Genomic DNA, 11,361 nt, shown 5'->3' on the forward strand with positions numbered 1-11,361 from the left:
CACCCCACCCGGGGGTTCTCCTCACATCAAGCCGACACGCCCGCTACCAACGTCATGTCCCGGTACAGCTAGCCGGGTGAGCCGAGTCTCGTCGAGATCGACGGTGGCGTGAAGAAGTGCGAGTGAACTGCACGCTAGCGGCGATCTCGGCGTGTGCAAGGACGCGCTAGCCGGGCAGCACCAGCACCGGCACCGGGCTCTCGCGGATGATCTTGGCGCTGCGGGAACCGAGGAACACCCGGCGGATTTCGTCGCGCGGTCGGGTGCCCAGCGCCAGGATGTCGCCGTCCTGCCAGTCTGCCTTTCCCAGCGCCTCATTCCAGTCGTGGCCGGTAACCACGTGCAGCGCAACGTCTTTGCCGACCACCCCGTCGGTCTTCAGGCTCGCCAGGATCTCGCGCGCCTGCGCCGCCCACGCCTCGAGGATCTCGTCCTCGACGTCCAGTCCCACCTCGGGCGGATACATCGTCTTGCCCCGGACGGCGAAGGTCATCACCCGCAGCGGCACCCCGAACCGCTGCGCGGTCTCCGCACAACGCCGTACCACGTCGATCGAATCCGCCGTGGCGGCGTAGGCGCAGGTGATCCGCGTCAATCCGCCTGTGTGCGCGCGATATCCGCGGGGGCTGATGGCCACCGGCACCGGCGACGCGTGCAACAGCCAGTCGGCGGTCGTGCCGATGACGACCAGCCCCGGCCCACCGCTGGGCAGCGACCCCAGCACGACGACGTCGCCGCCCACCTCCTCGACCACCTCGATCAGTCCCCCCGACACCGAGCGGTGCGCGCGATGCAGGTAGGTGACGTCGATCCCGTCGCACAGATCGCGCAGGAACCGCGCGGCCTCCTCGGCCGAGTCCGCCGCCAGACGCTCGGCCCACTGTTCGTACTCGGCGTCGACGCGAGCCAGTGACGGCGTCAGCCACGGCTTGGGCACGACGGTCGCCACGGTGAGCGACGTCCCGAGCGTCCGCGCGGCGCGGACGGCCAGGTGCAGCCCCGACAGGCCGACTTCGCCGGCCCGGTAACCCGCGACCACCGTCACGGCGTGTCCTCGTTGAGGGCGCTGTGGTGGCGGCCCCAGACGAAGTAGAAGAGCAGCGCCACCGCGATCCATCCGGAGAACGCGATCCAGGTGTACCAGTGCAGGCTAATCAGGATGTAGCCGCACGCCAGCACCGAAAGTCCAGGCGTTACAGGGTAACCCGGCACCTTGAACGCCCGCGGCAGGTCCGGTTCGCGCACCCGCAGGATGATCACACCGACCGATACGACGATGAACGCCGTCAGCGTGCCGATAGACACCATGTCGGCCAGCTTGTCGAGCGGAACGAAGGCGGCCAGCATTCCCGTGGCGACCGCGACGATCAGGGTGTTCTTCACCGGGGTCATCGTGCGCGCATTCACGGCGGCGAAACTCGTTGGCAGCAGCCCATCGCGGCCCATCGCGAACAGAATGCGGGTTTGGCCATACATGGTGACGAGCGTGACGGTGAAGATCGAGATCACCGCGCCCGCGCACAAGATTGTGCCGGCCCAGCTGCCGCTCGTGACATGGTCGAGGATCGTCGCCAGCCCCGCCTCCTGCTGCCCCGCGAAGTCTCGCCACGGCTGGGTGCCGAGCGCGGCCAGCGCGACAAGGACGTAGACGGTGGTGACGGTCGCCAGCGCCGCGATTATCGCGCGCGGCATGGTCTTTTGCGGATCTTTCACCTCGTCACCCGCGGTCGACACCGCGTCCAGGCCGATGTACGAGAAGAAGATGGTGCCGGCCGCCGAGCCGATGCCGGCGACCCCCATGGGGGCGAAGTCCTTGAGTCGGTTCACGTCGAAGGCGGTGAACGCGATGATCACGAACATGGCCAGCACGCCCAGCTTGATCAACACCATGATCGCGTTGACCTTGGCCGATTCGCTGGCGCCGCGGATCAGCAGCAACGCGCACATTGCGATCAGCACGATCGCCGGCAAATTGACCACGCCGGGTTGCGAGTCCCAGGGTGCCGCCGACAAGGCATGCGGCAGCTGGAATCCGAACAGGCTGCTCAGCAACTTGTTGACATAGCCGCTCCACCCCACCGCGACCGCGGCGGTCGCCACCCCGTATTCCAGCAACAGGCACGCCGCCACGCCGATCGCGACCGCCTCCCCCAGCGTGGCATAGGCATACGAGTACGACGACCCGGAAACCGGCACGGCCGAGGCCAATTCGGCGTAGCAGATGGCCGCGAGCCCGGCCGCGATGCCGGCGATGAGGAACGAGACGATCACGCCCGGGCCGGCTTGCGGAACCGCCAGCGACATGACGAAAAAGATCCCCGTGCCGACGGTCGAGCCGACCCCGAACATGGTGAGCTGGAACGTGCCGATGCTGCGCTTGAGGTGATCCGCGGCCCCGGGTGCGGCGTGCGCGCCGACGACGGGACGGCGCCGCAGCATTTGCTCCGTCAGGCTGATCGAGCTGGATGGCACGTGCGCCCCCTGTTGCGTGGATCAGCTGATTATGCGCGAGCCTCCCGCAGCGCCGCAGCGAACTGGTCAATCGCCCAGTCGATCTCCTGGCGGGTGATCACCAGCGGCGGCGCGAAGCGCAGCGTCGAACAGTGGGTGTCCTTCACCAGCACGCCGCGCCGGGCCAGCCGCAGGCTCATTTCCTTGCCGGTGCCCAGCGTGGGTTCGACGTCGACGCCGGCCCAGAGCCCGAGGCCGCGGACCGCGACAACGCCGTCACCGATCAGCCCCCGCAGGCGGCGGTGCAGGTGCGCACCCAATTGGGCCGACCGGGCCTGGAATTCGCCGCGCGCCAGCATAGCCACGACGGTGGTGCCGATCGCCGCCGCCAGGGGGTTGCCGCCGAAGGTCGAGCCGTGTTCGCCGGGGCGCAGCACGCCGAGGATGTCGCGGTCGGCGACCACCGCCGACAGGGGCACCACGCCGCCGCCCAGCGCCTTGCCGAGCAGGTAGACGTCGGGCACGACGCCCCACCGCTCGCAGGCGAAGGTGTAGCCGGTGCGGGCCAGCCCTGACTGGATCTCGTCGGCGATCATCAGGACGTTGTGCTCGCTGCACAGCGCGCGGACGGTGGGCAGGTAGTCGTCGGGTGGGACGATGATGCCCGCCTCGCCCTGGATGGCCTCCAGTAGCACGGCCACCGTGTCGTCGTCGATCGCCCGAGCGAGCGCCGCGGCGTCGCCGAACGGCACGGAACGGAATCCCGGCGTGAAGGGCCCGAATCCGTCGCGCGCCGTCGGGTCCGACGAGAAGCTGACGATGCTGATCGTGCGGCCATGGAAGTTGTTGTCCGCCACGATAATATTGGCCTGTCCCGCTGCGACGCCCTTGACTTCGGCGCCCCATTTGCGGGCGACCTTGAGGCCGCTCTCCACGGCTTCGGCGCCAGAGTTCATCGGCAGCACCATGTCCTTGCCGCACAGCCCGGCGAGCGCGGCGCAGAACGGCCCGAGCGTGTCGGAGTGGAACGCGCGGCTCACCAGCGTGACGGTGTCCAGCTGCGCGTGGGCGGTCTCGGTGATCTCCGGGTGGCGATGACCGAAGTTGACCGCCGAATAGGCGGCCAGGAAGTCCAGGTAGCGGCGGCCGTCGACATCGGTGATCCAGGCGCCCTCGGCGCTTGCCGCGACGACCGGCAGCGGCGAATAGTTGTGCGCCGCATACCTTTCGACCAGCCCGATCGCCGCGTCGGTTCCGTGTGCGGTCCGTGCGTCGAGGATGGTCATGGGAATACCTCCAATGTGCAGCACTTGACGGAGCCGCCGCCCTTGAGCAGCTCGGACAAATCCACGCCGACCGGCTCGAAGCCCACCTCGCGCAGCTGTGCGGCGAAACCCATTGCCGCCGAGGGCAGCACCACGTTCAAGCCGTCGGAGACGACGTTGAGCCCGAGCACATAGGCGTCGGCGCTTCCCACCACGATCGCGTCGGGAAACAGCGCGCGCAGCTGGTCCTGTGCCGCCGCGCTGAACGCCGGTGGGTAGAACGCGATCGTGTCGTCGTCAAGGACGGCCAACGCGGTGTCGAGATGGTAGAAGCGCGGGTCCACCAGCTCCAGCGAGACGACCGGAACCCCCAGCGCCGCGGCGATTTCCGGGTGCGCGCGCCGGTCGGTGCGAAACCCGTAGCCGGCCAACACCATATCGCCGACCATCAGCAGGTCGCCCTGCCCCTCGTTGACGTGGCGGGTGGCCACGGGCCGATACCCCAGCGACGACATCCAATCCGAGTAGGCCCGGGATTCGCCGGCGCGCTCGGCGAAGCGAAACTTCGCGACGACGGCGATGCCGCCTGCGATGAACCCGCCGTTGGCGGCGTACACCATGTCCGGAAGACCCGGCACGGGCTCGATCACGTCCACGTGGTGGCCCAGCCGCAGGTACGTCTGGCGCAGGGCGTCCCACTGCGCCCGGGCCAGCTGGGCGTCGACGGGTGTGCCGACGTCCATCCAGGGGTTGATCGCGTACTGCACGGCGAAGAAGTCCGGCGGGGTCATCGCGTAACGGCGGGTCCGGGACTCGCGCCATGTCGCGGACGCGGGTGCGGCGAGGTACGAGTCCGTCATAAATCAACGGTATTTGCCGGCTTTGAAACAAGCAAACGACGTTTCTTGCGTGTCTATACTCGATTTGTTGCGCCAGATTGCCGGTCACGGCGATTTGTTAAGGAGCTGCAGATGGACCGTTTGGATGAGACGGACGAGCGCATCCTCGCCGAGCTGACCAGGAATGCGCGGGCCACCTTCGCGGAGATCGGCCAGACGGTCAACCTCTCGGCGCCGGCGGTCAAGCGCCGTGTCGACCGGATGCTCGACGACGGGGCGATCAGGGGCTTCACGACGGTCGTCGACCCCAACGCGCTCGGCTGGAAGACGGAGGCCTATGTGCAGGTGTTCTGCCACGGCACGATCGAACCCGATCGGCTGCGGGCGGCGTGGGTGGACATGCCCGAAGTGGTCAGCGCGGCGACGGTCACCGGCACGTCGGATGCGATCCTGCACGTGCTGGCCCGCGACATGCGGCACCTGGAGGCGGCCCTGGAACGCATCCGCTCGAGTGCGGACATCGAGCGCAGCGAAAGCATCGTCGTGCTGTCCAACCTGATCGACCGGATGCGGACCTAGCGGCCGCGACCGAAAAGCCGGACCAAGCGCCTGAGCCTCGACGGTGATGGCGTCGGTGGCCGGCGAGACACGTAGGGCCACGGGCGGTTTCGCTCGGGGATGGACGCGGCCCGGGCGTGCTTGAGCTGCGCGCGCAGGTGCTGGCGCAGGTTATGTAGGTCGGGATCGGTCCACCGGTTGTCGGCTTCGATCGGGTCGGCGGTCAGGTCGTACAGCTCCCACTGGTCGTCCAGTGGAGATGTCCGGTAAGCCTCGCCGCCGAGGCCGTTGGCCGCGAGGTGGCGCACCCCGGGTTCGGTCCAGGTGGCCGGGTCGTCGAACGTGCGGACCAGCTTCCACAGGTGCCCGGAACCACCGGTTGCCGTCGCGTCGTCGACGCGCAGCACCAGTCCCTCGAAATTGGAACCGGTGTGCGCGGGCACCCGAATCCGCAGCGGCGCAGGCGGATTGACGGTCCGCTTCAGGCGGCGCGCGAGCCCCGAGGCGCCACTGTCACCCTCGAGCATGTTGTCGCGGGTCATCAGGTAGACGGCCCGCGCGTCGTCGGCGGGCGCCCCGTCGACGACCGGCATGAGGTCACGCCCGGGCAGCTCGTGGACTTCCGAGAACGACTCGGCGAGAACGGACGCGGCGGCGGCCACATCGATGCCGGCGGCCGAAAGCATCGTCGGCACAAGGTCGACGTGCGACGTCGGCGCGGTCACCTCGCGCGGCTCGGTCGGCCGCTCGCCGACGCGGGCGATCACGAACGGAACGCGGGTCGCCTCGTCGTACAGGTTGAACCATTTCTGGTGCAGCCCGCCGTGCGCGCCCAGCAGGTCGCCGTGGTCGGCGGTGCGCACCAGCACCGCGTTGGCCGAACCACCCTCGGTCACCGCCCGCCTGACGCGATCGATGGGCCCGTCCACCTCCGCGTGCAGGCGGTAATAGAGGTCGCGGTAGCGCTGGGCGTTGCGCTCGTAGGTTCGGCTGATCGCCGGTGCCGGGCCGTAGCCGGAGTAATAGGCCTCGCGGAAGGCGATCTGGGCAGCCGGCTTCGTCGACAGGTCCTCGTCGGCGGTGGGCGCCGCGGGCACCGGCGGCGGGTCCAACGGTGACGGCTTGACCGGACCCCGGCGCGACCAGGTGGGGAACAGCACGATGTCGTGGGGGTTCACGAAGCTGGCGACCAACAGGAACGGGCGCAACGCGCCGGGGTCGCCGGCGCGACGCCGGGCGTAGCGGTCGGTGAGCCAGGCGACGACGCGGTCGGCGATCAGGGGGTCGCGGCGAATGCCCGCGTTGGCCAGCAGCGCGCCGTGCGGTTCGGGACCCACCCATCCCGAAAAGCCGAACGGAGCAAGCGGATCGGCATCCAGGTAGCGCCGCACGGCCGCGGCATCGACGACGCCGTCGTCGTCGTTGGTCAGCAGCGAACGCCCGGTCGAGGGGTCGACGAGGTCGGCGTGCGAGATGTGCCACTTGCCGTCGTAGTGGGTGTCGTATCCCGCCGCCCGGAACCAGTTGCCCAGGGTGGGTACCTCGCCCTGGCGCAGCCACCGCATGCGGGAATCGTCGGCCGTCTTGCCGATGCCGTCGGTCTGGGTGACCCCGTGCAGGTCGGGGTAGTGCCCGGTGAAGATCGTCGGGCGGCTGGGCACACAGGCCAGTGAGCCGGTGTAGTGCCGGCCGAAACTGACGCCGTGCTCGTCGAACCACTTGCGGCCGCGCAGCATTCGGTCGCGCCATGCCAACACCTCGGGCGCCTCGTACGGTGGGACCGCGCGCTCCTCGTCGGTCATCACGATGATGACATCGGGCCGGTCAGACACGGGCGTTCTCCAATCGATTCGCGAGGCCGGCGAGCATCACGTCGGACTGTCGGGTGAGAAACCGGCACAGGACACCTTCGGCGAGCTTTTGGACCGGGCGAGTGCCGATTTCGACCGTGCTCGTCAGCGTCACGACGGTCGAGTCCGACGAGGCCGGGTCGAGCGTCCAGCGGTTGGTCATCCTATGCACGCGGCGGGGCAGGCCCTCGCCGTCGTAGGCCAGGGCGCGCGGCGGGTCGAACTCGGTGATGCGTTCGACGAGGGCATCGCGTTTGACCTGGACTCGCCGAGCGGTGCCGACGGCCGCCCCGTCGGCTCCGGAGAACAGGATGCACGAGTGGTCGACGTTGCCGGCCCACGAACTGATCGCGCCGAAGTCCGCGAGCACGTCCCAGATCTGTTGGGGGCGGGCCGCGATGGTGTGACTGCGGCGAACGGCGGCCATGCCTAGGGCATCGTGTGCAGCATCGTCTCGAGCACCACGGCCAGGCCGCTGACCGCGACGGTGATCGCGATGGTCACCCAGTCGGCCAGCTTGGGTCGCGCCGGGTTGGCCGAGAGCTGCCCGGCGCCGCCGCGGGCGGTGATCGCGTCGCCCATCTCGTCGGCGCGCCGCAGGGTGACGGTGGTGGCGGCGGCCAGCAGGTCGATCAGCTCCAGGGCGTGGCGGCGGCGACGGGCCTTGCGGCTCCGCGGTATTCGCTTCGGCCGCAGCCGGCGGGCGGCGTAGAGCACCTGGAATTCGTCGATCAGCATCGGGAAGGCGCGCAGGGCCAGGGCCAGGGCCGCCGCCCATTCGTCGACCGGGATCCGCAACAGCTTGAGCGGTCGGCCCAAAGTCGCCAGCGCGGGCCCTATTTCGGCGACATTGGTGGTCCAGGACACCATCGCGCCGAGCGCGAGCAGCACGATCGACAGCGCGGTGATCCGCAGGAAGTGCAAGCCTCCGCCGAGTCCGATGTCAAGGCCGCCAATCGAGAACTTCGGTTTGCCGCCGCCCAGCAGGGCGGTGATGCCGCCGAAGGCGATGACGACCCACAGCCACCGCGGGACCGACGGCACCGCGCCGCGCGGAATGCGCGCGATCCGGGCCGCCGCCAGGACCAGCGCCGCCACCAACCCGATCGTCACCCAGCCCGGGTAGAACGTCAGCAGCGCCGAAACACCAAAAACCACCAGCAGTTTGGTGCCCGCCCACAGCTCGTGGATGGTGGAGGTTCCGGGCACCGGGACGAGCAGCACGACGGGACGCGCCGTGCGTCGGGTCGAGCCGCTGGCCGGCGTCGAGGTTGCGGTCATGCCATACCCCCTGCGGTGGCCGATACCGGCTGCAGCGTGCCGTTGTGCAGGTGCAGGGTGCGTGGGCACAGCTCCTCCAGTCCCACGAAGTCGTGCGAAATGACGACCACGGTCAGGTCCTGCTCGCGGCGCAGGTCTTCCAGCAGCCGCAGCAGGCCGCGCTGGCTGGCGGCGTCCAACCCGGCCAGCGGCTCGTCGAGGATGAGCGCCCGCGGCGAACGGGCCAGCAGTCCGGCCAGCACCACGCGGCGCATCTGACCGCCGCTGAGCTGGTCGATCGGCCGCTTGGCCAGGGTGGCATCGAGTCCGACGACGGCGAGGGCCTCGGCGACGCGATCCGTCTCCCGCGGCGAAAAGCCCGCTGCCGAGGCAACTTCCAGGTCGACGCGGCTGCGCATGAGCTGCAGCCGGGCCGCCTGGAACGACAGCGCCACCGCGCCGACCCGCTCGTGGGTGGGCCGGCCGTCGATGAGGCAGGTGCCGGTGGTCGGCACCGTGAGCCCGGCCATGATCCAGGCCAGCGTCGACTTGCCCGAGCCGTTGCCGCCGTGGATCAGCACCCCGTCTCCCTGCTCCACTGTGAAGCTGACGTCGCGCAGCGCGGTTTTGGCCCACGGGGTGCCGCTGCCGTATTCGTGGCCGACGCCGACAAGTTCGATCACCGGTGCCTGTGCGCGGTGGTTCACCGGGGTGACCCCGTTGGCCCCGGCCGGCGGGGCGACGGTGTCGACCATGCCCGCGTTATCCGGGGAATCGCTGAGATCGATTGTGCGGTCGGCGGAATCGGCCTCGTTGTTGTAGTGGGTGATGTGCACCAGGGCGGTGCGGTGGCGCTTGGTCAGACCGGACAGCACGCGCAGCAACGCGTCCCGTCCCTGCTGGTCGACCATGGTGGTCACCTCGTCGGCGATGAGCAGCGCCGGCTCCCTGGCCATCGCCGCGGCGAGCGCGAGGCGCTGCAGCTCGCCCCCGGAGAGGCTGCCCGTGTCGCGTTGTGCGAGCCCGTCGAGGCCGACCTCGCTCAGCAGCCGTTCGACGTTGATCTTGGTGCCGGGCGGCAGGCCCCAGACCACGTCGTCCGCGACCCGCGTGCCCAGCACCTGGCTTTCGGGGTGCTGCAGCACGACCGCGGTGCCGCCCAGCTTGCCCAGCCCCACCGCGCCGGGGCGCTGCACGGTGCCCGATGTCGGTTCGCGGCCGGCCAAAATCAGCATCAGCGTGGTCTTCCCGGAGCCGTTGGGTCCGGTGATCGCGACGTGTTCGCCGACCCGCAGCTCCATGGTCAGCTCGCGCAGCGCGTCCTGGCGGGCGCCGGGGTAACGGAACCGAACCTTGTCCAGCCGCACCGGCACCGGCCCGACGGGGCCCTGCTCGGCCTCGTTTCCGTCGCGGGCGTCCAGCTGGTGCACATCGGGGATGCCGGCCATCCGATCCAGCAGGCGAGACAACGCCCACCAGCCGATCAGCGACACGACCAGGATCCCGACGACGTAATAGATCAGCACCAGCAACTGCCAATGTTGCACGCCGAGAGCGAAATACCGCTTCAAGTCCTCGCCGACGCCCCGCATGTGTATGCGGGCCAGGGCGGCCGCGATCCCGTTTACATCCGCGGTGATGACGTCGAAGATCAGGTGACGCAGCCGGCTCATCAGGGTCAGGCCGATGACGTCCGCGGCGCCGAACGCCAGGCCGGCGACCAGGGACCAGACGATCACCGTGGGCGTGCCGCGGCGCCTGCGCTTGATGATTCCGGTCAGCCCGCCGATGTAGACGCAATGAATGACGGTCATCAGACCGCCCAGCCCGGCGATCAGGAAGGCGATCATCCCGGCCGCGACCGTCGCGGCCATCAGGACGCGGAACCGGTACCGGTAGGCCAGCAGCCCGGTGGGCACGGTGCCCAGCAAGGCCAGCCCCGCGGCGAACGGGACGATCACCGAGAGGATGGCGATGACCGCGCACAGCGCGCCCATGACGGCGGCCTGCGCCAATTCGACCGGTCGCAGCGGTCCACCCCGGTGGCGTGATCGGGATGGTCGGGGGACGGTCACCTCACCGATTCTGCCAGGCCGCGGCGGCAAGTCCCCGCGCCACACCCTGCACGCTGGGTTTTTGCGCCGAGGCGTGTGGCGGTCGTCTCGCTTAGCAAAGCTATGCAACCATGGATGCATGAACGCATCCGCCGCCAACCACACTGATGTCGTTGACGCCGCAAACCCCGAGCCCCAGTCCGGCCTCGGAGCCGATCTACTCGCCGTGGTCGCCCGGCTGAACCGGCTGGCCACCCAGCGCATCCAGATGCCGCTGCCCGCCGCGCAGGCCCGGCTGCTGGCCACCATCGAGGCCCAGGGGGAGGCTCGGATCGGCGACCTGGCCGGCGTCGACCACTGTTCCCAGCCGACGATGACCACCCAGGTGCGCCGCCTCGAGGACGCCGGCCTGGTGACGCGTACCGTCGATCCCGGGGACGCCCGGGCCGTCCGCATCCGCATCACGGCCGACGGGAGACGCACGCTCGACGCCGTTCGGGCCGACCGGGCCGCGGCGATCGAACCGCAGTTGGCCCTTCTCGAGCCGGCCGACCGCGAGGTGCTCAAGGAGGCGGTCGACGTGCTGCGGCGGCTGCTCGAGAGCGCCTCGGCGACTCCGCGCCGCCACACCCTGTGACGGCGCCGTCCGGTGGATGCACCGCCGCAGGCGGGTAGAGACTGGAAGTTCGGACTGACCGGTGACGAAAGGTGGCGGTGATGCGGCCCGAGGCTTCCGCCTTCCCGGCCTCCCCGTTGACCGTATGGGTCGGACCGACGAGGTACGTCTTCGCGCCCGGTCGCGACGTGCTGGTGGGTTACGGTCCCGGCGTCGACATCCCGCTGGGGCCGCCGGGCAACTTGCCGGCGCCCCACCCCGACGTGGTGCTGCGGTTCACCGGTAGAAACTGGGTGGCCATCGACAACAGCCCCCGCGGGATGTTCGTCAACGGCTCGCGGGTGCCGGCCATCGACATCCACTCCGGCCAGGCGATCACGATCGGCGATCCGCAGCGAGGCCAGGATCACCAGCACCGCCAGCGGCAGCACCTCGCGCAGCCGGCTGCCCATCGCGGACAGCGCCAGC

Annotated in this window: 11 protein-coding genes; 3 read left to right on the plus strand and 8 right to left on the minus strand. The window is 69.6% G+C overall.

Annotated features, from left to right (window positions below):
* Nucleotides 1-166: 166 nt before the first annotated feature.
* From A9X00_RS18350 to ddaH, 4 genes are read right to left on the minus strand one after another with little or no spacing between them, the layout of a single operon-like run.
* Nucleotides 167-1,045: a universal stress protein gene (locus A9X00_RS18350; protein ID WP_067156420.1), complete on the minus strand. Its 879-nt coding sequence runs from the start codon at nt 1,043-1,045 to the stop codon at nt 167-169.
* The gene (locus A9X00_RS18355) at nt 1,042-2,472 is read right to left on the minus strand and encodes an amino acid permease (RefSeq protein WP_067156423.1); all 1,431 of its coding nucleotides are present in this window, start codon (nt 2,470-2,472) and stop codon (nt 1,042-1,044) included. The genes A9X00_RS18350 and A9X00_RS18355 overlap by 4 nt, the downstream gene beginning before the upstream one ends.
* Nucleotides 2,473-2,501: 29 nt before the next feature.
* Entirely contained in the window at nt 2,502-3,737 is a 1,236-nt protein-coding gene (gene rocD / locus A9X00_RS18360) for an ornithine--oxo-acid transaminase (protein ID WP_067156426.1), read from the minus strand.
* On the minus strand, nt 3,734-4,576 hold the full coding sequence (gene ddaH, locus A9X00_RS18365) for a dimethylargininase (RefSeq protein WP_067156428.1): 843 nt from the start codon (nt 4,574-4,576) through the stop codon (nt 3,734-3,736). Before ddaH ends, rocD begins: the two co-directional genes overlap by 4 nt.
* A gap of 111 nt (nt 4,577-4,687) precedes the next feature.
* Between ddaH and A9X00_RS18370 the strand changes: the two genes are divergently transcribed.
* Nucleotides 4,688-5,134, plus strand: coding sequence for an Lrp/AsnC family transcriptional regulator (locus A9X00_RS18370; RefSeq protein ID WP_067156435.1), 447 nt, complete (start codon nt 4,688-4,690; stop codon nt 5,132-5,134).
* Here the strand turns inward: A9X00_RS18370 and A9X00_RS18375 are convergent.
* Genes A9X00_RS18375 through A9X00_RS18390 form a run of 4 tightly spaced genes read right to left on the minus strand, consistent with a single transcriptional unit; the run spans nt 5,131 to nt 10,298 of the window.
* The gene (locus tag A9X00_RS18375; protein WP_067156438.1) at nt 5,131-6,945 is read right to left on the minus strand and encodes a sulfatase-like hydrolase/transferase; all 1,815 of its coding nucleotides are present in this window, start codon (nt 6,943-6,945) and stop codon (nt 5,131-5,133) included. The two genes, A9X00_RS18370 and A9X00_RS18375, sit on opposite strands and share 4 nt — an antisense overlap.
* Nucleotides 6,938-7,390, minus strand: coding sequence for an SRPBCC family protein (locus A9X00_RS18380; protein WP_067156440.1), 453 nt, complete (start codon nt 7,388-7,390; stop codon nt 6,938-6,940). The genes A9X00_RS18375 and A9X00_RS18380 overlap by 8 nt, the downstream gene beginning before the upstream one ends.
* A 2-nt stretch (nt 7,391-7,392) precedes the next feature.
* Nucleotides 7,393-8,244, minus strand: coding sequence for an energy-coupling factor transporter transmembrane protein EcfT (locus tag A9X00_RS18385; RefSeq protein WP_067156443.1), 852 nt, complete (start codon nt 8,242-8,244; stop codon nt 7,393-7,395).
* Entirely contained in the window at nt 8,241-10,298 is a 2,058-nt protein-coding gene (locus tag A9X00_RS18390; protein ID WP_232006876.1) for an ATP-binding cassette domain-containing protein, read from the minus strand. Before A9X00_RS18390 ends, A9X00_RS18385 begins: the two co-directional genes overlap by 4 nt.
* A 118-nt stretch (nt 10,299-10,416) precedes the next feature.
* Between A9X00_RS18390 and A9X00_RS18395 the strand changes: the two genes are divergently transcribed.
* Together A9X00_RS18395 and A9X00_RS18400 are read left to right on the plus strand one after the other, a co-directional pair.
* Nucleotides 10,417-10,914, plus strand: a complete 498-nt coding sequence (locus tag A9X00_RS18395; protein WP_067156448.1) for a MarR family winged helix-turn-helix transcriptional regulator — start codon at nt 10,417-10,419, stop codon at nt 10,912-10,914.
* 80 nt (nt 10,915-10,994) lie between these two features.
* Nucleotides 10,995-11,361, plus strand: a 367-nt coding sequence (locus tag A9X00_RS18400) for an FHA domain-containing protein (RefSeq protein ID WP_369830768.1), incomplete at its 3' end; no start/stop codon positions are given.

It is taken from the genome of Mycobacterium sp. 1245805.9 (assembly GCF_001672915.1).
Lineage (GTDB): Bacteria > Actinomycetota > Actinomycetes > Mycobacteriales > Mycobacteriaceae > Mycobacterium.